The organism is Mesorhizobium sp. M0139 (genome assembly GCF_040322455.1).
GTDB lineage: Bacteria > Pseudomonadota > Alphaproteobacteria > Rhizobiales > Rhizobiaceae > Mesorhizobium.
Window position 1 is genome coordinate 49,833 of the sequence record NZ_JAMYTN010000008.1, and the last position, 23,516, is coordinate 73,348.

Sequence of the window (23,516 nt, forward strand, 5' to 3'; positions counted from 1 at the left end):
AGTGCGGCGGACGGACGCTCTCTCCGCCATCGCCATTGATCGGAACCTTGCCCAGCCGGATATCTTGAGTCTCGTGGCGGCGGAGCATTTGTTTATCCCTCACAGCGATGTCGGGTCTCGTAACCCTAATTCGCCGTCACGCCTCACACAAAGAAAAACCCCGCCGAAGCGGGGTTCTCATTTCGGTTAAAAATCTCAGTAGGGAGAATTGCACTCCCGACGAGGGCCGTAGTTCGGCTGGTAGGTGTTGTCCGAGGCGCGGTAGCTGCGGTAGTGATCGTAGCACCACTGCACATGCGAATCGCCACCCCGGTAGACGCGATGGTTGTTGTTGAGCGCGCCGGTAATCAGGGCGCCGGCAATGAATGCTCCGGCGGGGAACCAGAAATCGCCGTGGCGGCGATAGCCGTGTCGGTAATGGCGCGAGCCGCGATGGCCGTTCCAGTAGGGGCCGTCATTGTTGTAGCGCGAGAAATTGCGATCGCCGCGATGCTTCATCCACGGCTTGTAGTCCACCGCCTGCACATCGGACGACGCCGAAGGCGCCTGCGGCGTGAACATTTGCGCTGCACCTGCAGGCACAGCGGCGGTGGCCGCGAACGAAACTGACAGCGTGGCCGCCAGCATACCCGATACAATCTTATTCATGATCTTCTATCTTTCCGTTGCCGTCCCTTATGGGCTTTAAACGGTTTAAGAGCGTTCCGGTTCCGCCCGCCTGCCACAACAAAACCCCACACTTGGCGGGGTTCTGTCGTTTGCGATGCGGAGCGGTTAGGCGGAGAGCTTCGCAACCATCTCCGGAGTCAGAATGCAATGCGCCCATGCCTCGTCATCAATCGGCTTTAGGCTGTCCGCCAAGATCTATCCCGATTGGGATCCACGTTCATGAAGGATCGCACGCCGCAAATCCCGCGGACCTTGCTGGTCCTAACCCCTCCCATAACCATAGACGGCAAGATTTGGTCTTTGTGGGTTATCATTGCGCCGAGTTCGAATTTCCACGCTCGCTTAGTGGAGAGCTACGTAGCGCCGAAGCGGAAGACGCGACTTGTCGACAAGGCGTAGATCCCATGGTTGGCGGGGAGCGTTGGGCGTGTCCTTGTGCCGGCGCAGGGATGATGATTTGCTGCGATTCAACAAAGCGGGGGAACGCCATGGCGGACACGGTTATGAAGGCTCCGGTTCTGGATGTAGTTTTAGCATCTGGGATCGACGCCGCCTTAGGCACGGTGTCGGTCACATTTGGATCAATCGACACAAAGAGATTCCAACTCGATTTCTCCGCACAATGTGTTCCTTTGGCAATTGCTGCCCTCTCGGTCGAGATGGGAAAGCTCGTCGCCACTCTTCCTGCCGAAATGACACCAAAACTGCAGGGCATTTCTATAACGAGCACTCAACTGGCCATGAAAGAGGACGGCACTGTAGCCATCTTTCTCCGATTGGAGAGTGGAGCGGAACTGCCGCTTGATTTTCGGTTGGACGACCTCACCCGCCTGCGCCAACAAATAGACGAAGCGCTTACGCTGGCGGATCGAAAGACCCACCACTGATATAAGCTTCGTCCCGCTCTACATCCGCGCCTTGTCATCTCGCTGGTTGCTGCCGGCGTCTGGCGATTCCGGCAGCGCGATATAGTGGGCATGGCTTCCTGCCCCTGCTGGCCGGGCTCGGCACAACCGGGCTTAATGAAACAAACTGCGACATAGCGCGTTGAGGCTCATTCGCGGAGGGAGCTTCAAAAATGGATCCGGTAACGGCTGCTGTGCTAGTTTTGCTTTCTTGCAGCCCCGGCCAGGGAGTCTGCGAACCACTCGGTACATCACCGGCCGTTTTCGGATCCCTTGACACATGCCAGTTGACGCTAGCGAGGAGGCTCGCGGACGCGCCCAACGGAGAGATTGTCGGTCGATGCCGTTTAATCGATCCGATGGCTACAGGTTCCGTTCCCGCGGGATACAGGACCATTGTCGTCACGCGGGGCACAGGGGCGGATTCGGTGAGCCGTCGCTATATCGTCCCGCACAAGGACTGAAGCCCGCGACATCGCCCGCACCTCTTGCGTAGGGGAAAGAGGCGCGGGGCCGACCGGCTGTTTTGCCTTGCGCAAACGCTTTCGGCTGGCAAGTTCATCAACCGGCTACCCGCAGCAGCAGTTCGGGCCGGGGTTAATCTCTACGACGGCCGCGTCTATGGGCCTGGCGGCGAAGGCTTCATCCGCCTGAATGTCGGCTGCCCGCGTCCCCTGTTGCGCCAAGGGCTGGAGCGCATGTCCAGCGCGCTGGCATCCCTGTGATCGAGCGCCAGGGTGCTTCGGATGCGAGCCTGGTACTTGATGCCGGCAGCCGGTAAGGAAACGTCCGAGAGCGACGAGCCGGGTGGCCCGCAAGTCCGGATTCCATAGCCGTGCCGGACACGACGCTCAAGCCAAGGTCGACATGTCCATCTCGGTCGCGGCTACCATTTCACAGCGAACCCGAGCTTGGCGCCCAGGGCGTGGCTATCGCCAAAATCCTTGAGGCTTGTCCGCGCTGTCCCTTCTCCGAAGACGGCGTAGCGGCCGTCCGCCCAGCTCAGCGAGCCACCAAGGCCGACACCGCCCCATAGCGCCTGATTTTCGCTGACCAGCTTCGTGCCAGAGACATCGACATCATTTCCGTCGAGGAAGTCGTAGTAAAGGTTGCCGAGCCCGTAAATGTGGGTGCGGCTTACTTGCCCGGCATCGTCCACCCACTGGTCTTCATAGTCCGCGGAGAGGCCGAGGCGGCCAACGAGGCTGTTGCTGCTGCCGGGCGACACGACGGCGCCAAACGGGTCCGTGAACGTGTCGAAGTCGACCGACGAATAGGCAAGCTGGGCTTGGGGCGTCAGCGACCAGTTGCCGTTGAGGGCGATCTTCTGTCCGGTCTCGATGCTCAGCCCGTAGCCGAAACCGTTGTTGCCGTCCGCAAGCGTGGTGCCCAGCGTGGCCGAGCGGATGTCACTGTCATACCATGTCGCCTCGGCCTGCGCGTCGACGTAGAAGCCACCGCTGCCGAACCAGGTGAGCGTGCTGCCGACGCCGTAGCCGGTGGCAGCGATCGACCCTGCCCCGAAGATCGAGGACACGTCCGACGACGCGGTTCCGTAGTGGGCCGTAATCCCTCCGATCAGGGTACCGGCGTCGCTTTCGTGCAGCAGGCCATCGACGCCGGCCTGCAGCTTCCAGGTGGTCACGTCATAGTTCGTGCCGGAGGTCGACGTCTCCGGCTTGATCTCGGCATGGGCAGCTTCGATGCGCGCCCATATCGCCTTGCCGTCGACCGAGCCCTGGCCTGGCAGGTCCGCACCTTGCGGCGTAGCACCCTCGCCCCACGACCGATTGCCAATGCGTTGCTGCATGGTGCCCAGTTCATTGAACGCCTGCAGCACCCCTTCATAGGCCTCGTACAGCGGCACGCCGGGCGAATAGAGCGGCTGCGGATCGGGATCGCCGTTGACCAGGGCCGAGCGCAGATACCAATCGCCATCGGCCGGTGTGCTGACGCCGTTCTTGTAGAGCCTGTATGCGTAGGCGCCGCCGACGACCGCTGCATCGCCTTCGAAGGTATAATTGCCGTCGAGCGAGAAGCTGCCGTTCGAGACGCCGCCGACGTCGACGACCTTGATGCCTCCGACCGTTTGGGCGCCCGACCCGCCGAAATTGACGACCTGAAGGGTACCCGTCCCTGACGTGTTGCCGGCGATCACCAGCATGTCTGTCGGCGAACCGTCACCACCGAGCGCAGCGTTGAGAACGACGGCGCCGCTATTGCCGACATAGTCGCCGCTTACGGTAAGTGTGTCGCCTGGGACGCCACCCGCGATGCGCACCGTTCCGGCGTTGCTCAGCCCCGCAATCGTCTGGGACGTGCCGGCAAGATCGAGCGTGGCGCCCGAGGCGACGGAAAACTGCGAGGAGGAACTGAACGCGTTCGCAGCGCCCGCGGCAAGCGTGCCGCCGCTGACCGTAGTGGCGCCGGTAAAGCCTGAGTTGTCCAACGCAAGCAGCAGCGTGCCTTGGCCGTCCTTGATGAACGTACCGGCGCCCGAGAGCACGCCGGCATAGCTGGCGGAGGCGACTTGGTCGAATGTGAAGGAGGCGCCGGCGCCGATCGCGACATCGCCACCGAAGCGCTCGGCTGCCGAGACGAGGCCGCCTTGATTGACGGTCCAGTCCAGCAGCGACGTGCCTGACAGCGTCAGCACGCCGGCGCCATCCTTCATCATTGCGCCGGTGCCGGAGATATCGCCGGCGAAGCTGGCGTCCGCCGCCTGGTCGAACACGACAGTGCCGGAATTGCCGATGTCGCCACGAATCGAGGTTGCATCGCCGACCAGCGTGCCAGCGCTGACCAACGTGTTGCCGCCATAGCTGTTCGTTCCCGTAAGCGTCAGCGTGCCGGCGCCGGTCTTGGCAAGGCTGCCAGCGCCAGAGATCGCACCGGACAAGGTCAGGTCGGCCACAGTGTCGAAGGTGCCGCCGGCCGACGAAAGCGTGACGTCGCGCGCCGAGCTGAACGCCGCTGTGTTGCGCAGCGTCCCGCCGGAGAGCGTCAGGCCGCCAGCGGCAACGCCGAGATTGTTGTCGGCTGAAACAGATAGCACGCCGCCCAGGACGGTGGTGCCGCCCGTGTAGGTGTTGGCGCCGGACAGCACCAGCGTGCCCGCATCGGTCTTGGTCAGGCTGCTGGTCCCGGTTAGCACGGAGGCGATGGTGGCGGTGTAACCTGCTCCGGCCACCGTGCCGTCGCCGACCCGAATGATGCTCTCGCCGCCAGCGCCATCAAGCGTGATGGCTTCGCCTTCGATGCGGTAGCCATCGGCGGCGAATTGCATGCCCGTAATCGCAAGCGCGCCGGCGCTGCCGTCGGCGATGACGGTGCCGCCGAGCGTCTGGAAGATGGCGAAGCCGGGCTGCGGCTTCATCGCGCCAGTTACCAGGCCGGTGCTCGTCGTCCAGTTCAGGCTTGTCGCCGTCCACGTGCCGTTGCCGCCGTCGACCAGATCGTTGTTGGCATTCCCGGCCGCGTCACCGTCCCAGAACAACAGGTCGTTACCGACACTGCTGATAAGATTGACCTGGTTGGCGACAGAAGTCTGCACCGTCAAATCGGCCGCCGTGACGCCGGCCGGCAGATTGCCGAGTTCGAGACCATTGTCGGTGAGGGCGCCGCCATAATTGATGAGCCGGTAGACGCCAGGGCCAAAGCCGCCTACATCGGTGATGTTGAGGCTGCCGTCCAGCGTCAGCGCTCCGGTCACCTCGATCAGGTCGTTGACACCGCCGCCGACAATTCCTGCCTGGCCGAGCTCGTAGTCGAGCATAGAACCGGAGCTCAGGCTGAGCGATCCGACCGTAAGCGTACCCGGACTGGAGCCGGGGGCCAGCACGCCGCCATCGGCGACGATCACCGCGCCGCCTATCGAGCCGGAGCCGCCCAGCGTGCCGCCGCTGTTGACCGTCGTTTCGGTATTCCCAAGCGAACCTTCGACGACGAGCTTGCCCCCGTCGACCGTGGTGCGGCCGGAATAGGTGCTGTCGCCGTTGAGCACCAGGGTGCCGGCGCCCTCCTTGTAGACGCCGCCCACGCCGCTCAGCTCGCCATTAGCGGTCAGCGTCGTACCCGCCGCCGCGCGGAAGTAGCCATAGGCGGAAGTGAGCTTGACATCGCGGCTCATGGCGAAGCTTGCTGTCGTGCCGAGTTCGCCGCCGTCGAGTGTCAGCAGGCCCGTAGCGGCACCCAGATTCTGGTCCGACGCGACCGAGATGCTTTTGCCGGTCCCGACCTTGGTGCCGCCGCTGTGGGTGTTGGCACCGGTCAGCGTCAGCGTGCCGAAGCCTTCGATGTCGACGCTGCCCGAGCCGGAGATATTTCCGCCGAAGGTGTGGGGGCCGAGGTCGAGAAACGAGACAGCGCCGTTGTCCAGGATGTCGCCACGGATCGCCACGGTGTTGCCGGCAAGCGTTCCTGCATTGACGATGTTGCCACCCGTATAGCTGTTGGACAAATTGCTGACGTTGAGCGTGCCGGCGCCGCTCTTGACCAGTGTGCCGGTGCCGGTCACCTGGCCTGACACGTCCAACTGCGTGCCTGCCACCGTGTCGAACCCGCCGGTCGAATTGATCAGGACATTGCGATTGGTGGCGAAGCTGGTGGTCGTGCGCAACGTGCCGCCGTCGAAGGTCAAGCCGCCCGAGAGGGCGCCCAGATTGTTGTCACTCGAAATTTGCAGGGTCCCGCCGGACAAGGTCCAAGGCGTGACGGCAGTTGTCGTCCCCGTTAGGGTCCAGGTGCTGTTTCCGGTTTTCTCGTAGAACCCAAACCCGTCATATTTGGCGCCAGCGCCGATCTGCGACACACCGAAACTGGCGCTGATATCGCCACCCAGCTTGAATGTATCCGCGGCGCTGAAAGCGACCACATTGCCTGTGATGGTGGAGCCGGCCTGAATCTCCAGCGAATTGACGCCGCCGGTGAACTGGATGGCTTTGCCGGCCGCCGGCGTTCCGCCACCGGTGCCGACGGCACCGCCGCTGATCGTACCCGCATTGATGACCGCGATGTTGGCGCCCTTGATCCCTGCGGCGCCATCGCCGCCTGCCAAGGAGCCCTGACCGCCACTGCCGCCAACGATCGTCGCACCTAGCTTGTTGATGACGGTTCCACCTGAAAGCAGCAGAACAGCGGCGCCACCGTCCCCACCGCCGCCGAGAACTGTTCTTCCACCGGCACCCCCGAGCAGATTCCCGCTGTTCTGGATTGTCCCGCCGCCCATCAGGACGATGGCAGCTGCGCCGCCGCCACCACCTGCTTGGACCCCAATTGTGGAAAGACTCGTGCCGCCGGTAACGCTGCCGCCCGCCTCTACAAACACGTTTGCGGACGAGAATATGCCGACGCCGCCACCACCGCTGCCGCTGTTGCCATTGGTCCCACCTCGGCCGCCAGTGCCACCACTCACCGATCCTGTGCCAGTGACTGTAACGTCGGCCGTGGCACTGACGCCCACACCGCCACCGCCACCGCCGCCGCTCCTGACGACGCCATTCGTGCCAGGGGAGCCCAAAGCGCCGGCCCCGCCGCTGATGCTGGTTGCAATGGTCCCGTCTGTCGAGATGACCAGACCCGTAGCACCAGTGGCACCGGCAACGCCATTTGGGTTGTTGGCTGTCCCACTTACCGCTCCCGATCCTCCTGGCGCCCCGTCACCCGTCGTGAGGTCAATGCCGCCACCACCGCCACCAGCGGTCGCGCCATTGGCGGCATTCTGACCCGTGGCACTCGCGAGCGCGCCGTCAACGCCACCTTGTCCAGCGCCTGCGCTGCTACCATTGCCGCCATCGGCCCGAGCCGGCGCGGCGCTCAGCGCAAGGGCAACAGTTAGGATCGTCAAGGCGGAAGTGCCGGAGCGAAGCGACACGACTTGCGGCAAGCGCGCGAGATGCAAAACCCAAAACCCATCACGCGCAATCCGCTCCGCCATGCCTAAGCTCCCTGATTCCTGAGTGCGCGAAGGCAGCATGAAAGCTATTCGCCCGCAAGAAGTTTATAGTCGTGAGAGCTACCAAGAAGCTAACGGTGATCAGTAAAATGAAGTCTGCGACTTTTGAGCGACAGAAAATAGTCAATATTAGATATAGCTTATTAAACAGAGACCTTACGGAATCGCGAGAACAATCTCGCTGCATGAATTTATGCGGAAACGTTCGGACCTCCTGGGCCCAGCCGATCCCATCGGGCGGAGGTGAGTTTCGCCTCTACGGGGCGATGAGGCGCTAGGCTGCCCCTTGGGCGACCCTCACTATCCTGCAAGAAGTGATTCTGTAATCGACTCCCACTCTGCGTCTAGCTTGCCAGTTGCCACAGGCTGCCCGGCGCGGCGGTACCAGTAGGCTGCATTAGAAAGGTCGCCTTCTTTGCGGTGCAGATAGGCATGAACCCATACAGAGGCCGGATCAGATTCGTTGGCCTGCACACACTCATGCGCCCGCTCCCAATCGCCCTGTCTATCCCACCATAGAGCGTGGAGCGCCATCCCAAGATTCGCCGGGGGCTCTACACCCTGAAGGGTCGCACGGAACTCGTCGATGTCCATAGTTACCTCGCCTCTGGCTACGCCGGTCCTGTCCCGTTCCGTGCAACGAAATGCGCCCTCTGCCGGTGATTTGCTCTGCCGACTTTAGCAATGGCTCTGGCGATCTTTAGCGGAAACGGGGTTTTCGCTCGGCAAAGGCCGCATCAAGGGCTTCCAATTGACGAATGCTCGTTGCAGGGCTGCTTCCTGCTTCTAAGCTTCATGGTCGGCAGAAGCTGCCACGGAAACCAAAGGCGCTTCCAGGCTCCATGTTATGCCATGCGGACCGTGTTCGAGAATTCCTTGCCCACTGACCGCTGCGGGCGCAACCCGCTTCAGCACAACGGTTCCAAAGCCACCTTGTCCGACAGTCTGAACCTGCGGACCATCGGATTCGGCCCAGGTGAGGTGAAAGAGCCTCGAAGCACCGGAACCGGTGATGCCCCATGTGACCGAAATCCGGCCCTTGTCCCCTGAGAGCACGCCGTATTTGGCCGAGTTGGTCGCCAGTTCGTGGAAGGCAATCCCGAGATACTGAACTGCGTTGGGACTGAGCACCAATGATGGGCCCGACATTTCGATCACATCCCCCCGCGGGAAAGGCTCGACCTGGGCCGCCAAGAGGTCGCTGATCGTGGCACCCTTCCAATCCGCCGAAACAAGCAGGTCGTGAGATCGCGACAACGCCATGATGCGCTCGCGCACCTGGGTTTCAAAGTGTTTTGGCGTCTCCGATCGCTTGTTGGTCTCCCGGATCATCGACAGGATGACCGAATACTGGTTTTTCACCCGGTGGTTGACCTCGCGCATCAGCATGCGGATGCGGTATTCATTCTCCTTCGCCGACGTGATGTCTCGCGCTATCTTCGATGCGCCGGTGATCTGCCCAGTTGCGTTACGCACGGGCGATATCGTCAGCGAAACCGGAACCAGGCTGCCATCCTTGCGCAGGCGGGTCGTTTCGAATGGTTCGACGCGCTCGCCGCGGCGAATGCGTTGGAGGATGCGGGGTTCCTCGTCCTGATGGTCTTCGGGGATCAGCATGGTCACCGACCGGCCAATCGCTTCGTCGGCGGTATAGCCGAAAAGCCGTTCGGCGCCGTGGTTCCAGCTTTTTATGATGGTGTTGAGATCCTTGCTGACGATAGCGTCAAATGAGGATTCCACGATCGCTGACAGGTGCTGCCTGGTTTCTTCGGCACGCTGGCGGTCCGTCAGGTCCAGCAGCATGTTGACGGCGCCAATCAGAGCGCCGTGCTCGTCCCGCAGCGGTGTCGGGTAGGGCAGGAACGGAAAAAACGATCCATCGGGACGCTGCGCAACAGCTTGCTGATTGCGGACCGGCCTGTTCTCCTTGAGCGCGATGGCCATCGGGCATTCATCGTGCGGCAATTCCTTGCCGTCGGCACTGAACAGCTTGAACGTCACACACCATTTATCCTTGCCGACCTCAGGCTCCCTGCCTGCCAGATCGGCCGCGGCGCGGTTGTAGTAGGTGATCGTCCCATCCTGATCGGTCGTGTAGATGGCGACGGGTAGGCCGTCGAGTATCTGGTGATAGGTACTGTCATGCTGCCTGAGCTCCGAGCGGGTGTGCACCAAGTCGGTTACATCGACCGTGAAGCACCGGGTGTTGATCAGCTTGCCGTCCCGGAAATGTCCGCTTGAGGTGACTTCGACGTGCTTGATCGATCCATCGCTGGCCCTCAATCGCGCCGGATATCTTACGATCTTCTCGCCATTGGCAAGGCGACCCAAAATGTCCTCTATGACGTCCCGGTCGGGATAGAACTCGGCGATGTGGCAACCGAGGTAGTCCTCTGCGGGATAGCCGAGAAGGTCGAGCTCAGCCTGGTTGGCATGCACGATTACGCCGTCTGCGTTCACCAGATGGAGGGCAACGGCGCCGTTTTCGAAGAAATCCTTGTAATCGAAATCCAGACCGTCATTGCTGGACACCCCCGGGTTTTCGAAGGCGACAACATTCGCCTGTGTTGCTTCATGCATCCCAAACACCTTGTCCAGTCCAACCAAATATAATGCGGCTTGGATCAGTTGGTTCCCATTGCTCGCGGTCTCGACCCGCTGCGTACGGGAACCGGACCCTAAAAGGGTCGTAGCCTCGACTCGTCTTCCATCTACAAACGTGCGATCATCCGCGCATGGGCAAACCCTTGGTCCTTGTCGTCGACGACGAAGCCTTGATAGCACTGGATATGGAGTCCACTCTTTCGGAGGCGGGCTTTGCCGTGGCATTGGCGGCGACATGTTCCCAGGCGAAACGTTTTCTTGCGGACCATACCCCCGCCGCAGCGATCCTGGACGTCAGGCTGTCGGACGGCGAGGCTGTTGACGCGGCAAAAACCTTGGCAGGGCGGGCGGTTCCTTTCATCGTCTATTCCGGCCTGGGGCTCGAGGAAACCCCCGAAGCGTTCTCGTCCGGCGTAAGAGTGATGAAACCCGCCGGACCTGCAGAGGTGGTCCGGGCTCTCAAAGCGATGACCGCCGGGCAGCAGAAGGCGACGGGATAGCCGTGCTCTGAGCACCTTCGGTCTAAACTAGCCAGGCGCTGCCGGAGCAGCTGCCGTGCCTCACGGAGCAGCGAATTGCGGCCGGTGCCGATCAGGCGAACAAGGTCGCGCGCTTGATCCTCGGTGATGCCGGTCTCTTTGGCAGTTGACAGCACCAGTGCTTCATTCCCTTCCACTTTCTTAGGGTTGTGCTCGTCCTTGCCCGTGCTGATCATGCCTTCTCCATCGGCTCAACGCCAGGATCTGAGACTCATTCTTCGACGCACGGTCAACCTCGCTGTGCCGCGTTTGAGCGACAGAGATAGCGGCTCAATTATTGCGTTGCCAGAAACGATCCTGGCAACAGCCAAGTGGCCGGGTCCGTTCGTACGATAAAGCGCCCCGCGCAGGGACGGCGCCAGCATGGGCCAGATCGACCAGACAGATTGACCGGTCCTATGCCTCTCCGAAATCGGTTTCGTTTCTTGACGTCGGTTGCCGCTCGTAGTCAACGGGCGGCGGCAGGAGCATGATTTCGGTCTCCTTGCGGCCGAACTCTCGGCCGATCTGGAACGCCGCGTAGATCGCGCCGAGGCGGATAAGGAATCTAAGCATGGGGGTTCTCCTTCGATGTTAGGAACCGCAAGGCCGCGAGATTGTTCCATGGTTTGCGAGTGGGGACGATCTTGCCGTCGCACCAGGCATTCCAGCGCCGGCGCGGCAATCTGAGACATGGCGGTGCGGCTAGGCTGTTGCGGCCGTTGCCTGGGCCGGGATCCGTTTTCGAGGGGCCGGACGGCGTCGATCGCGGCGTTTCGAAACGACTTTGAGGGGAACGGCCGGCGCTGGAGAAAGTGCGCCAAGCACAGCGTTGACCATGCCGTGCGCTACGAAATCGGCGCTGATGTCGGCGGCCAAAGCTTGCCTTTCTTGCCCGACATCGCCCTGCTCCGCGTCTGACCAGAACACAATCCCAATTCTCAAACCTGCCTTGGCGCGCTTCAGTCTCCGGACCAGAAAGCGGGCATGCTTGAGCGAATCCCGGTTCAGGAAACCGACCACGACGGTGTCGATCGCCTCTAGTTCGAGACGACGAATACCTGCCGGCTCCATATCGACAAAACTGGCCTTCGCCACCGTAGCACCTTGCACCTCCAGCACCTGAGCGAGCATGGCGGCAGCGGCATCGTCGAGTTCGCCGCGACCGCCGGCACAAAGCACCGACATGTCCTTGCCGTCGGGCAACTCGATCTCTTCCTCTTCGACGCCATCTGTTTCCCTGCTCGCGCTCCCTTCCGCGGTGGTTGCCGGCGCATCTTCCTCGCTTGCCTCTTCCTGTGCATCGTCGGCAAGATTTGCCACAAGAATTTGGGCGCTCGCCGCCACCTGCCTTCGCTGTTGATCGCCCATCACGCCACGCATGCGGTCCTGCTCGCCCAACAGGAGAGCAGGAATGGCGACAGTGTCGTAGAAATCGATCAGGTACTTCTCCTCGAGGATCTCCTCGGCATGGTCAGTGGCCTCGTCGGGATCGCCGGCCAGGAGCCGTTGATAGAGCCGGGCGTGAGATTCAAGGACGGGCTCGTTGCCAAACAGGACGTCGAGAAATTCGAACTGCGGAACATGTCGCCCGAGGACGACGAGGCAAACTGTCAGCGGCGTCGAAAGGACCAGGCCGAGCGGCCCCCACAACCATGTCCAGAAAATTGCCGCAACGATGATTGCCAAAGGAGAAAGTCCCGTGCGCGAGCCATAGAGCCACGGTTCGATGACGTTGCCGGTTACCAATTCCATGACGACAAACAGTGCGGCGGTCCACAGCACCAGCGACCAGCCGGGCGCAACCGCCAAGGCCAGAAACAAGGGCAGCAGCATGCCGATAACAGGGCCGATATAGGGAACGAAGCGCAGCGCCAGTGCCAGCAACCCCCACAGCAGCGCGTTGGGAATGCCGAGCACCCAAAGGCCAATTGCGATTGGTATCGCGTAGACGATATTGACCACCAATTGCATGATCAGATAGCGGCCAACCCGTTTGCCGGCATCCTGCAATGCCTGCGTTGTGCGATGGAGGTCGCCATAGCCGACAAGGCGGATAAACCGGTCGCGCAGATCCTCGCGCTCAAGCAACATGAAGATGACGACGATGATGATCAGGCCAGCTGATGCCAGCGGGCTGATCAACGGTCCGATGATGTTCTGCAATACCTCCAGAGGTCTCTCGCGGGCGACGATCTCGACGGGAACAGGCTCGCGCCGGGGCTTGTCGGCCGCAGGCGGCGCCACATCCTGCTTGTCGATCTCCTGACCGACACGCTCGATCACCCCGCTCAGCCTGGCAATTATGCCGCCACCAACGCCCGTCTCCTTGAGGGAACGTACCTTGGTCAGAATGTTTGTCTGGTAGACGGAAATGTTCTGAGCAAGCTCGCTTACCTGGGTCGCAACAATGAAGCTGAACAGGCCCAGGGCCGCGAATGCGCCAATCACGCTCAGAAGCACTGCGGGCAGCCGAGGCAAGCCGACACGCTTCAGTGCGGAGACCATCGGCACCAGCGCAAAGGTCAAAAGCAGCGCGATGGCAATGGGAAGGAACACCTCACGACCGAAATACAGCGCAGCTACTGTCGTGACGATGGTTGCCACGGTAGGCAGAGCTGTGCGCGGATGGGCATTGCCTGCCGCAAGAATCCGTCCTAGCCCCCGCTCGGACGATGAGATGTCGTTTCGACGATTGGCAGCCACGTGATTCCCCCCGTTTCCTAGCGATAGTTAGACCCATTCGCCTGCCGGGCAATGTTTAGCAGGGCCGAATACATACGTTTTGCGGTTTTGCGCCCTGGGCGCTGTGCTCCGACGGTTCAGTCGATATCGTCGGAGCCGCAAATCTGTGGTAAAGCCGCCGCCCAACCAACCAAAGGACGACATCTGTGAGCGAACCGACTGTGGCCGAAGCGACCGAAAGTATCTATGCCTCGCTGCGGGCGGACAATGCCGACATCGACGCCCATATCGCGACGCTCAAGGCAGCGCTGACACGAGAGGGCGCAAAACAGGCGGTGTTCGATCCGGCAAAATTGGCGCAGAACAACCGCTCGGGCCGTAAGTTGATGCAGGCTTATTTTCGCCAGCGCGGCGTGAGCGTGAGATTTTCGGACCAGTAGCGCGCGGCAGCTTGGGGGAACCGCGCCTCGACGGACGGTCCGTATCTCGCTCGCTCCGCCCTGCGGCGGACTTTCGTCAATCGTAGGCGAATGGCCGCATCGCCCTGCCCAGGTCGGTGTCGCCCCCTACCCCAGCAGCTCTTGACGGAAACCGGTGCCTCCTGTTTGAGGGTGACCAGGACGTTTGCTGCATGGGGAGATGGGCAAGGGTGGGCAAACAGTGAAGCGCGTTCTTCGGATGCTTGCCGCGGTCGTCATGGCGTCCGGGGCGACCGGCTGCACGAGCATTTCCTACTACGCGCAGTCGTTGCAGGGTCACGCGCAGATCATGGCCGCCCGCAAAAATATTGCAAAACTCATCCGTGATCCTTCGACGCCTGAAGCATTGCGCGCCAAATTGACGTCGGCCAGCGCCATAAGACGGTTTGCGACAGATGAGCTGGCACTGCCCGAAAACAACAGCTACCGCAGCTATGTCGACATCCATGGCGACGCCGTGACCTGGGCCGTTTTTGCCGCGCCGCAATTCTCGCTCGCGCCACGAACATGGTGCTTTCCGGTCTTCGGCTGCGTTCCATACCGGGGTTACTTCTCCCTGAAATCCGCCACTGAGAACGCTGTCGAACTTCAAAGACAGGGGCTGGACGTCTATGTCTCGGGCGTCACCGCCTATTCCACGCTTGGCTGGTCCAGTGATCCGCTGCTGAGCACCATGCTGCGTCAGGACGACACCTATCTCGCCAGCCTTGTTTTTCATGAGCTGGCGCATCAGCGCCTCTATGTGGATGGCGATTCCGCATTCAACGAGGCGTTCGCCGTTGCCGTCGAAACCAGCGGCGTCAGGAAATGGCTCCGCGCCGCCGGCGACCGGGCCGGATTGCGCCGCTACGAAGCCGATCGCAAGCGCAGCGCCGATTTTCTTGGACTGGTGGCGAAGACGCGCGACGAGTTAAGGCAGGTCTATGGTAGTCCCCGCACCCCGGAAAAGATGGCGGCCGCCAAGGCAGCAACCATCGACCGGTTGCGGATGCGCTATCGGCGGATGCGCGACAGGCACTGGGCGGGATACCGGGGATACGACGCCTGGTTCGCTGCCCCGATCAACAACGCCAAGCTCGCCGCAACTTCTGTCTACGGTGAACAGGTTCCGGCCTTTCTTCGCTTGTTCGACCTGTGTTCGGGCGACTATCCAAGGTTTTACGCTTCTGTCCGGCGGATCGCGGATTTGCCCAAATCGTCCCGCGCCGAAGCGCTCAAGGCTGCCGACACGTGCAATTGACTTGAACAAGCACAGGCAGGTCCTGATGATCACCCCAGCGACAGTTCCTTCGTCTGGTGTCTCAAAACGAGGCCGACCGCGCCCAGCAAGGCATCGTTCTCGGTGTGCCTGCCAACGATGATGCGCGTGCGCAGCGCGGGAGCGACATCCCGGGACTTGATCAGCGTGTGGCGTTCATAGGACGCGATCAGCGGCGTCAACAGAATGTCCCCTGCCAAAGCCATGTGGCCGCCGATGATGATAAGCGGCGGATTGAGCACCGAGCCGATCAGGCCGAGACCCCGGCCGGCGATCTCGGCGGTATCCTCGATCATCCGCAACGCCCTGACGTCGCCCTGCTCGGCCATGGCGATGACATCGTCCATGGTGACTTGCCGCCCAACGACACGCGAAATCTGTTCCAGCGGCCGGGTAAAACTCGCGTAGAGCTCCAGGCATCCGCGATTGCCGCAGCGGCAAAGGTCGCCGCCGGGATCGATGCTGATGTGCCCGAATTCGCCGGCGCCGCCTGCGACGCCCGTCACCAGCCGGCCATGCTGGACAATGGCGCCGCCGACACCCAGATCGATCTTGAACAGCACGAAATCGTCCTGGCCGACGGCCGCACCCCACATCAGCTCGGCAATGGCCGCGCAGTTGCTCTCGTTGTCGGCGAAGATCGGCTGTTCCAGGACGGGTCCGAACACATCTCGTATGTTGACGCTGGCCCATGTTGGAACCATGCTGGCGCGCAGCACCACTCCATCGCGGCTGACAGGGCCGGAGACGGAGACACCAACCCCCAGGAGCCCCGCTACCGGCAGACCGTTTTCCCTGTAGGATTGGGCAATCGCCGATTTGACCGCCTGGGCCGCCTGTTGCGGCTGGTAGTCCAGCGCCATTGGAATATTTTGTTCGGCAATGACGGAATGCGAGACATCGGCGACGATGAGCCGTATCTGCTGAAGAGCCAGGTGAATGCCGACGCAGGTGCCCGCTGTCGGATTGAGCGTCACCGCCGCGGCTGGCCTGCCGATGCCTCTGATGCCGTCGCGGCTGGTCGGGGCTTCGATCACCATTCCAGACTTTTTCAAGCCGTTAAGCGCGGTTGACACCGTCGAGCGCGCCAGACCGGTGGCGCGTGCGATCTGCAACGCGGAGAGTGCGCCGCGCTCGCTCAGGCAGCGCACGATCATGCTCTCCGGCGACGCGGAGGGTCTGTCGATCAGCCAGGTTCTAAGCGAAGGTTTTGTCATGGCTCAACATAAACATCGTTGACTGATAGCTCCAATATGTCATCTTGGAAAGAACTCGAGATTGACGCATCTCGCCGGCGGCGGCTTCAAACCGCGGCCATAAGCGGTCGAGACGAACCGTGCAACACGATATGGGAGTGAAACGATGAAGTCCGTCATGACCGCGCTTGCGGCCGCTGCTGCGTGCACATTTTTCGCCGGAACAGCCTTCGCCGAGCCCAAGACCAACCTTTTGCACCAATGGGCGACCGGATCGGACGCCCAGGCGATCGCCAAGCTCGGCGAGATGTTCACGGCCAAGGGCGGCAAATGGGAACAGACCTCGATTGCCGGCCACACCGCCAATACGCTGGCCAAGCTGCGCGCCGACGTGATCGCCGGCAATGCCCCGCCTGCCGTGCAGCTCAAGGGCCCTGAGATCGCCGAATGGAACGAGACCGGCATGACCGCCGATCTCGACGAGTTGGCGGCCTCGGAAGGGTGGGAGAAAGTGGTGGCGCCGGAATTGCTTCCGGTGATGAAGCCGACCGGCAAATGGGTCGCCGCGCCCATGAACATCCACCGCATCAACTGGCTCTGGGCCTCGCCCAAGGTCATGCAGGCGGCCGGCGTGGCGGAAATGCCGAAGACCTGGGCCGAGTTCAATGCCGCCTGCGACAAGATCGTCGCCACAGGCAAGATCTGCATCTCGCATTCGACCGCCGACTGGACGGATTCGACGGTGTTCGAGGTCGTGCTCTACGGCCAGGACATCGATCTCTACCGCAAGGCCTTCGTCGAAGGCGATGTCGAGTCCATGCGCAGCCCGGGGATGGTCAAGGCCTTCACGCAGATGCGCCTGATGACGAGCAGGTACATGGATCCGGGCATGGTCGGCCGCGACTGGGATTCGATGTCGGCGCTCGTCGGCAAGGGCGACGCGGCGTTCCACATCATGGGCGACTGGACGATCGGCCTTTTGACCGCCGCCGGCTTCAAGGAAGGCACCGACTATGTCTGCGCCCAGGCGCCGACCGATTGGGGCAAACCCGGCTTCATCCTCAACTCGGACTCGGTCGTGTTCTTCAAGCAGAAGGACCAGGATTACATCGACGGCCAGAAGCTGCTGGCCAGCCTGATCCTGTCGCCCGACTTCCAGACGGTCTTCAACCAGGCCAAGGGCTCGATCCCCGCACGCCTGGATATCGATCTGTCGAAGGGCTTCAATCCGTGCCAGCAGCTCTCGCAGAAGGATCTCCAGGCTTCGATCAAGGACGGCACACTGGTCCGCTCGATGGCCCACAACATGACCATCCCGCAGAAGATGCGCGGCGCGATCATGGACTCCATTACCGAGTTCGTGGCGACGCCGGACATGTCGCCGGAGGATGGCGCCAACGCGATGGCCGACGCGGCGGAAGCACAGAAATAGATGGCAATGGCCGGGCGCCATCCGCACCCGGGCATCCGCCATCCCGGTCCCGCGCTCCGCCAGTCCTGTGCTCTGCCAATCTCCGTGCTCTGAATGTCAAATCACGACCTGATCCTGTCGGTACCGGCGCCCGCCCGCCCCTGGCGCGAGCGGCTGGGCTCCGCGATGCCCTTGCTGGTGCTCGGCCCCTCTCTCGTGGCGAGCTTCGTCTACATCTTCGTGTTCACCGGCTGGACGCTCTATATCTCGCTGTCCAACTCCTCGCTGCTGCCGACCTACGGCTTCGTCGGCCTGGACAACTACGCGTCGCTGTGGGCGAACCGGCGCTGGAACATCGCCTACAACAACCTGTTTTTCTTCAGCGCTTTCTACATCGTCGGCTCGATGGCGGTGGGACTGCTGCTGGCGATCCTGATCGACCAGCGCGTGCGCGGCGAAGCGGCCTGGCGCACGATCTTCCTCTATCCGCTGGCCGTCTCCTTCATCGTCACCGGCACGGTCTGGAGCTGGCTCTACAATCCGACCGACGGCATCCAGGCCATGGTGCGCGGTTTCGGCTGGGCGAGCTTCAGTTTCGCACTCGCCAGCGACCGGCACTATGCGATCTACGCGGTGATCATCACCGGTGTCTGGCAGGCCTCGGGCTTTGCCATGGCGCTGTTCCTGGCCGGCCTGCGCTCGGTGGATCAGGACCTCGTCAAGGCCGCGCAGATCGACGGCGCATCGACGTTCCGCCTCTATCGCAAGGTGCTTCTGCCAACCATTGCGCCGATCTTCCTGGCGGTCGCCGTCATCCAGATCCAGTTCGCCATCAAGACCTTCGACCTCGTGGCGGCCCTGACCAAAGGCGGCCCGGGGATCTCGACCACCTTCCCCGCCATCTACGTCTATGACCTGATGTTCCAACGCGGCCAGATCGGCGAAGGTGCGGCCGCCGCCATCATGATGCTTGCCGCTGTTGCCGTGGTGCTGGTGCCCTATTCATTCTGGGTGGTCTGGCGCCGGCGCAAGGAAGCCGGCCATGGCTGACGTCTCCCTGGACCAGTCGCTCGACCGTCGCGCTGCCGCAGTCGCGTCGCGCCGGCATTTTCTCACCCGCTTCGCCATCTATGGGCTGCTGGTCGTCTTCGCGGCGATCTACCTGGTCCCGTTGCTGGTGGTGGTGCTGAATTCATTCCGCGACCAGCAGGAGATCGCGCGCAACGGGTTGATCTCGCTGCCGCGCAGCTTCCGCCTCGATGCCTGGGGCCAGGCCTGGAGCACCTATTGCATCGGCGGCACCTGCGAGGGCATGCAGCGCAACTTCTACAACTCCCTGAAGATGACGATCCCGGCCACGATCATCTCGACGGCGGTCGGCGCGATGAACGGTTACATCCTGTCGAAATGGCGCTTCAGAGGTTCGGAAGCTTTGTTCACCTGCATGCTGCTCGGCGTCTTCATTCCGGGCCAGATTTCGTTGATGCCGTGGGCGTTCATCCTCGGCAATCTCGGCCTCAGCAATTCGGTCTACGGGCTCGTCCTCATCCACGTCATCCAGGGCATTTCGTTCACCACTTTGTTTTGCCGCAACTACTACGTCAGCATCCCCGACGACCTGATCAAGGCGGCGCGCATCGACGGCGCCGGCTTCTGGCGCATCTTCCGCAAGATCATTCTGCCGCTCTCCTCACCGATCCTGATCGTCACGGTGATCTGGCAGTTCACCGGCATCTGGAACGAATATCTGTTCGGCGTCGTCTTCACCTCCGGGCAGCAACAGCCGATCACGGCAGCGCTCGTCGCGCTGACGGCAAGCGGCACCAATGTGCGCGCCTACGATGTCATGAGCGCCGCCGTGCTGATCGGCGCGCTGCCGCCGCTGCTGATCTATCTCTTCGGCGGCAAGTATTTTGTGCGCGGCCTGACGCAAGGTGCCATCAAATGAGGCGCGATCAAGTGAAGGGCATCGCATGTCGACATTGACCATCCGATCGCTGCGCAAGAACTACGGTGCGGTCGAGGTGCTGAAGGGCGTCGATCTCGAGGCGCAGGACGGCGAGTTCATCGCGCTGGTCGGACCCTCCGGCTGCGGCAAGTCCACTCTGCTGGCGATGATCGCCGGGCTCGAATCTGTTACCTCCGGCGAGATCCGCATCGACGGAAGGCTGGTCAATTCGGTGCCGCCGAAGGACCGCGACATCGCCATGGTGTTCCAGTCCTACGCGCTCTACCCGACGATGACGGTGCGCGAGAACATCACCTTCGGCATGGAAAGCCGCCGCGTCCCGAAGCCGCAGCAGGACGAGGCCGTCAGTCGAGTTGCTGCCTTCCTGCAGATCGAACCGCTGCTTGGCCGCAAGCCCGGACAGCTCTCGGGCGGCCAGCGCCAGCGCGTCGCCATGGGCCGGGCGCTCGTGCGTGATCCCAAACTGTTCCTGTTCGACGAGCCGCTTTCCAATCTCGATGCCAAGCTGCGGGTCGACATGCGCACCGAAATCAAGAAGCTGCATCACCGCGTCGGCAAGACCACGGTTTACGTCACCCACGACCAGGTCGAGGCGATGACGCTGGCGTCGCGCATCGCCGTGATGCATCAGGGCGAGGTCCAGCAATTCGACGATCCGGCCACGATCTACAACCGTCCGGCCAACATGTTCGTCGCCGGCTTCATGGGCTCGCCGGCGATGAATTTTTTGGCCGCGGAACTGAGCCAGGAAGGCGGTCGCGCCACTGTTGTGTTGCAGGCCGCCGATGGCAAGACGGCCAGCCTGCCGATCGTCCAGGCGCTCCCATCCGATACGCCGCGACAAATCATTCTCGGCATCCGGCCGGAGCACATCTACCGCTTCGATCCGGATCTTGCGCGCCGCAAGCCGGGCATCGCGCAGATCGATGCAGTGGTCGAACTGGTCGAGCCGACAGGCGCGGAGACCATGGCCGTCCTGCGCCTGGGCGGCAAGGAGATCACCGGCCGTTTCGACCCCGACGGCACGCCGCTTATGGGCGAGACGGTGACGCTCGGCATCGACATGGCGCGGGCGTGCCTGTTCGACCCGACGACCCAACGCCTGATCTGACCCGATCTGACCGAAGCTTGATCTGAAAAGAGTTCCGCCTTGTCCTTCGCCACCTATCCGAGCCTGTCCGAGCGTGTCGTGCTGATCACCGGCGGTGCGTCGGGCATCGGCGCCGACACGGTCCGCGCCTTCGCCGCCAATGGCGCGCGCGTCGCGTTTCTCGATCTGCAGCAGGAGGCCGGCGAGCAGCTTGCCCGCGACCTCGCCGCCGCGGCAGCGCACGCGCCCCTGTTCCTGCGCTGCGACGTGACCGATATCCCCGCCCTCCAAGCCGCGATCGGCACGGTGCGCGACCGCGTCGGGCCTGTCGCGGTGCTGGTCAACAACGCTGCCGACGACAATCGCCTCTCGGTCGCCGACGTGACGCAGGAATACTGGGACCACGCCCAGGATGTGAACCTCAGGCACCACTTCTTTGCCGCCCAGGCCGTGCATCCGCACATGCAGGAATTGGGCTTTGGTTCGATCGTCAATTTTTCCTCGATCGCCTGGCGTTTCGGCGCATCAGAGATGGCCCCCTATGCGGCGGCCAAGGCTGCGGTGGTCGGGCTGACCTTCGCGCTGGCGCGGGCGTTTGGCCCCGACAACATCCGCGTCAACGCCATCGAGCCGGGCGCCGTCATCACCGACCGGCAGCGGGAGCTTTGGTACAAGACCCAAGGTTCGGTCGACCAGGTCGTGCAGCGCCAGGTGATCCGCAAGGTTCTGCTCGGCGAGGAGATCGCGCGCACGGTGCTGTTCCTCGCCGCCGACGACAGCCGCATGATCACCAAGCAGTCGATCACCGTGGATGCCGGCCTGCGATGACCACACCTGACTCAAAGGATCGCTTCATGCTCGAGGTCGGCCTGAACCCCTACGGCCTGACCTATCATCTCGGCCTCCAGGGCCGCGGCACGCCACGCGCCAATCCGCAGCCTGCGGGGCTCGAAGGTTTCATCGCACTGGCGACCGAACTCGGCGCGCGCGTGCTGGAGATCTGGGTGCCATGGCTGAGCGAGCTTTCCGACGACGCGGTGATCGCGCTGCGCGAACGGCTCGCCGGCCTTGGCATCACGCCGGTCGTCAGCGGCGGCCTGCTGGTGGGCGAACCGCTCGACGATGCGTTTCGGGCCGCGCGCCTGCTCAAGGCCAAAATCATCCGGACGGCGCTGACGCCGGTTCTCTGCGGCGACCGCAACGCCGCCGGCGCAAAATGGAGCGAGTACGCCGGCATCATTCGGGGGCGATTGGTGGAATGGGGTCCCCGCGCGAATACCGAAGGGTATGTCCTTGCGATCGAAAACCACCAGGACTTTACCAGCCGGGAACTCGTCGATTTCTGCGCCCTCGGTGGTGACAGTGTGGGCGTCACCTTCGACACCGGCAACACGTTCCCGGTCGGCGAAGCGCCGCTCGATTTTACGAAGGTGATCGCCCCCTATGTCCGCCATGTCCACCTCAAGGATTACCGCGTGCAGTTCACGACCGAAGGTTACCGGCTGATCCGCTGCGCCATCGGCGACGGTGCGGTGCCGTTTGCCAAGCTGTTCGCCATTCTTGGCCAGCACCACGATCGCATGACCGCCGTTCTCGAACCGGGCGCCTTAGAGGCCCGGCATGTCCGCTATCTCAGCGACGACTGGTGGCGCGGCTATCCGCAGAAGACGGCACGCGAATTTGCCGCCTGCCTGGCGGCCGCGCAGCGCAACCGGCTGCCCGACGATGCCGACTACCGCACGCCTTGGGAGCGCGAAGCCGACGTCTCACTGGTTTCCTATGAGCTCGACATGATCCGGCGCAGCGCCGCCAACATGCGCAAACTGATGGAGAATATCCGATGACGGCACGTGAACTCGATGGATTGACCGCCTTCGTAACCGGCTCCGGCCGTGGCCTCGGCCGCGTGATGGCCGAGCGCCTGGCCGAACTCGGCGCCAATGTCGCGATCCACGACATGGACGAGGAAGCGCCGGCGAAGTACGGCGAGTTCGCCAATCTCGGCGAAGTGGTCGAGCGCCTGAAGCGGCACGGCACGAAGGTCACGTCGGTGACCGGCAACATTGGCGACCAGAAGGCGGTGGCCGAGATGAAGCGCAGGATCGAGGCCGATCTCGGCGACGTCCATGTGCTGGTCAATTGCGCTGGCGGCGACATCGGCGCCAAGGGCGGCAAGCCGAACCCGAACAACGCCCTCGACATCGAACTGGACGACATCCGCGTGCTCACCGAGAACAATCTGGTCGGCACGATGCTGGTCTGCCAGGCCTTCGTGCCGCCGATGAAGCAGCGCGGCGGCGGCTCCGTCATCAACATCGCCTCCGCGGCGGCACATCTCGGCTGCTCGCCCGAGGTCGTTTACTCCACCTTGAAGGCCGCGGTCGTGCATTACACGCGCTGTCTCGCCAAGGAACTGATCGACGACGGCGTGCGCATCAACGCGGTCAGCCCAGGCGCCACGAAGACGGCACGCTTCCAGGCGACCCGCACGGTCGATCCGGAGCGCATGGATTCGAGCAAGAAGTCGCTGAACCGCTATGCCGAGCCGGAGGAGATTGCCGAGGCGGTGGCCTTTCTAGCCGGCCCCCGCGCACGATTTATCAATGGGCAGGTGCTCCGCGTCGATGGCGGGTTTACGATCTTTCCGGGGTGATGGCGGGGTGCCTCGGATTTCAATTTCGGGGCCGAAAGCGGAAGGTCCGTTTTCGGGATTCCTGGGTTAAATTGCCCCCTCACGCCTCGAGCTTTTCGCAGCGTCAAAACGGCTGTGGAGGGATTG

At 62.5% G+C, this 23,516-nt stretch carries 18 protein-coding genes; 11 read left to right on the forward strand and 7 right to left on the reverse strand.

Translation table 11 applies throughout. The features are described from left to right. Positions 1-195 precede the first annotated feature (195 nt). Positions 196-648: a BA14K family protein gene (locus NKJ58_RS15340; RefSeq protein ID WP_023683173.1), complete on the reverse strand. Its 453-nt coding sequence runs from the start codon at positions 646-648 to the stop codon at positions 196-198. A gap of 509 nt (positions 649-1,157) precedes the next feature. Here NKJ58_RS15340 and NKJ58_RS15345 point away from each other — a divergent pair. After that, positions 1,158-1,556 (forward strand): hypothetical protein, encoded by a 399-nt coding sequence (locus NKJ58_RS15345; RefSeq protein WP_023683172.1) that lies wholly within the window; start codon positions 1,158-1,160, stop codon positions 1,554-1,556. A 904-nt stretch (positions 1,557-2,460) separates the two neighbouring features. On the opposite strand, the gene NKJ58_RS15350 is transcribed toward NKJ58_RS15345, so the two are convergent. The 3 genes from NKJ58_RS15350 to NKJ58_RS15360 form a co-directional block, all read right to left on the reverse strand. Further along, the gene (locus NKJ58_RS15350; protein ID WP_352853418.1) at positions 2,461-7,419 is read right to left on the reverse strand and encodes an autotransporter outer membrane beta-barrel domain-containing protein; all 4,959 of its coding nucleotides are present in this window, start codon (positions 7,417-7,419) and stop codon (positions 2,461-2,463) included. Positions 7,420-7,827: 408 nt separating this feature from the next. Then, positions 7,828-8,121 (reverse strand): hypothetical protein, encoded by a 294-nt coding sequence (locus NKJ58_RS15355; protein ID WP_023704064.1) that lies wholly within the window; start codon positions 8,119-8,121, stop codon positions 7,828-7,830. Positions 8,122-8,313: 192 nt separating this feature from the next. Then, on the reverse strand, positions 8,314-10,107 hold the full coding sequence (locus tag NKJ58_RS15360; protein ID WP_023683170.1) for a PAS domain S-box protein: 1,794 nt from the start codon (positions 10,105-10,107) through the stop codon (positions 8,314-8,316). Between the two features lie 155 nt (positions 10,108-10,262). Here NKJ58_RS15360 and NKJ58_RS15365 point away from each other — a divergent pair, with 155 nt between their 5' ends. Further along, the gene (locus NKJ58_RS15365) at positions 10,263-10,631 is read left to right on the forward strand and encodes a response regulator (RefSeq protein ID WP_023671108.1); all 369 of its coding nucleotides are present in this window, start codon (positions 10,263-10,265) and stop codon (positions 10,629-10,631) included. A 435-nt stretch (positions 10,632-11,066) separates the two neighbouring features. Here NKJ58_RS15365 and NKJ58_RS15370 read toward each other — a convergent pair whose 3' ends face one another. Together NKJ58_RS15370 and NKJ58_RS15375 are read right to left on the reverse strand one after the other, a co-directional pair. After that, a complete protein-coding gene (locus NKJ58_RS15370) occupies positions 11,067-11,225 on the reverse strand; it encodes a hypothetical protein (RefSeq protein WP_023671107.1) in 159 nt (52 codons plus the stop codon). 129 nt (positions 11,226-11,354) lie between these two features. Next, positions 11,355-13,355, reverse strand: coding sequence for an AI-2E family transporter (locus NKJ58_RS15375; protein WP_023686481.1), 2,001 nt, complete (start codon positions 13,353-13,355; stop codon positions 11,355-11,357). Positions 13,356-13,540: 185 nt separating this feature from the next. Here NKJ58_RS15375 and NKJ58_RS15380 point away from each other — a divergent pair, with 185 nt between their 5' ends. Both NKJ58_RS15380 and NKJ58_RS15385 read left to right on the forward strand, forming a co-directional pair. Further along, positions 13,541-13,774, forward strand: coding sequence for a hypothetical protein (locus NKJ58_RS15380; protein WP_023671105.1), 234 nt, complete (start codon positions 13,541-13,543; stop codon positions 13,772-13,774). 238 nt (positions 13,775-14,012) lie between these two features. After that, complete coding sequence (locus NKJ58_RS15385) at positions 14,013-15,053, forward strand: aminopeptidase (protein ID WP_502900878.1); 1,041 nt, start codon at positions 14,013-14,015, stop codon at positions 15,051-15,053. A gap of 29 nt (positions 15,054-15,082) precedes the next feature. On the opposite strand, the gene NKJ58_RS15390 is transcribed toward NKJ58_RS15385, so the two are convergent. Continuing rightward, positions 15,083-16,288: an ROK family transcriptional regulator gene (locus NKJ58_RS15390; protein WP_023817222.1), complete on the reverse strand. Its 1,206-nt coding sequence runs from the start codon at positions 16,286-16,288 to the stop codon at positions 15,083-15,085. Positions 16,289-16,433: 145 nt separating this feature from the next. On the opposite strand from NKJ58_RS15390, the gene NKJ58_RS15395 reads away from it, so the two are divergent. From NKJ58_RS15395 to NKJ58_RS15425, 7 genes are all read left to right on the forward strand, one after another. Beyond that, a complete protein-coding gene (locus tag NKJ58_RS15395; RefSeq protein ID WP_023817221.1) occupies positions 16,434-17,699 on the forward strand; it encodes an ABC transporter substrate-binding protein in 1,266 nt (421 codons plus the stop codon). Positions 17,700-17,792: 93 nt separating this feature from the next. Continuing rightward, positions 17,793-18,728, forward strand: a complete 936-nt coding sequence (locus tag NKJ58_RS15400; RefSeq protein ID WP_023817220.1) for a carbohydrate ABC transporter permease — start codon at positions 17,793-17,795, stop codon at positions 18,726-18,728. Next, entirely contained in the window at positions 18,721-19,626 is a 906-nt protein-coding gene (locus NKJ58_RS15405; protein WP_023671100.1) for a carbohydrate ABC transporter permease, read from the forward strand. The genes NKJ58_RS15400 and NKJ58_RS15405 overlap by 8 nt, the downstream gene beginning before the upstream one ends. Before the next feature lie 25 nt (positions 19,627-19,651). Further along, positions 19,652-20,758 carry an ABC transporter ATP-binding protein gene (locus NKJ58_RS15410; RefSeq protein WP_023817219.1) on the forward strand — a complete coding sequence of 369 codons (1,107 nt, stop codon included), beginning with the start codon at positions 19,652-19,654 and terminating at the stop codon, positions 20,756-20,758. Positions 20,759-20,797: 39 nt separating this feature from the next. Then, a complete protein-coding gene (locus tag NKJ58_RS15415; RefSeq protein ID WP_352518411.1) occupies positions 20,798-21,565 on the forward strand; it encodes an SDR family NAD(P)-dependent oxidoreductase in 768 nt (255 codons plus the stop codon). A 26-nt stretch (positions 21,566-21,591) separates the two neighbouring features. Further along, entirely contained in the window at positions 21,592-22,581 is a 990-nt protein-coding gene (locus tag NKJ58_RS15420; RefSeq protein ID WP_023710875.1) for a sugar phosphate isomerase/epimerase family protein, read from the forward strand. Continuing rightward, positions 22,578-23,390, forward strand: a complete 813-nt coding sequence (locus NKJ58_RS15425) for an SDR family NAD(P)-dependent oxidoreductase (RefSeq protein ID WP_352853422.1) — start codon at positions 22,578-22,580, stop codon at positions 23,388-23,390. Before NKJ58_RS15420 ends, NKJ58_RS15425 begins: the two co-directional genes overlap by 4 nt. The last annotated feature ends 126 nt before the right edge of the window (positions 23,391-23,516 follow it).